At 54.7% G+C, this 358-nt stretch carries 1 protein-coding gene; it reads right to left on the bottom strand.

From position 1 onward, the window contains the following. Positions 1-358 (bottom strand): aminotransferase class III-fold pyridoxal phosphate-dependent enzyme (locus KDM89_RS20560; protein WP_212689712.1); only part of this gene is annotated, 358 nt, incomplete at both ends.

Raw genomic sequence — 358 nt, 5'->3', positions numbered from 1 at the left:
CACATGTGCTCTTTGCAGCATAGGTCCATAGGCGTCGCGGAACAGACTCACATCGGTGACGGCAAGCGCACCGACGGTTTCGCCGTGATAACTGCCCTGCACGCAAATGAATTCCTGCTTCTCCGTCTGGCCCTGATTGCGCCAGGCATGAAAACTCATTTTTAAGGCGATTTCCACTGCCGAAGCGCCATCCGAGGCATAGAAGCAATGTCCCAGCTGATGCGAAGTCAGTGCCGCCAGCTGTTCAGATAATTCGATCACTGGCGCATGGGTGAAGCCAGCCAGCATCGCATGTTCGAGCTGATCCAGCTGTTCTTTGAGTGCGGCATTGATACGTGGATTGGCATGGCCGAACAGA

This window comes from Cognatundibacterium luofuense, from assembly GCF_018139685.1.
Taxonomy (GTDB): domain Bacteria; phylum Pseudomonadota; class Gammaproteobacteria; order Burkholderiales; family Burkholderiaceae_D; genus Undibacterium; species Undibacterium luofuense.
This window is presented reverse-complemented; position numbering and strand designations above follow the sequence as displayed.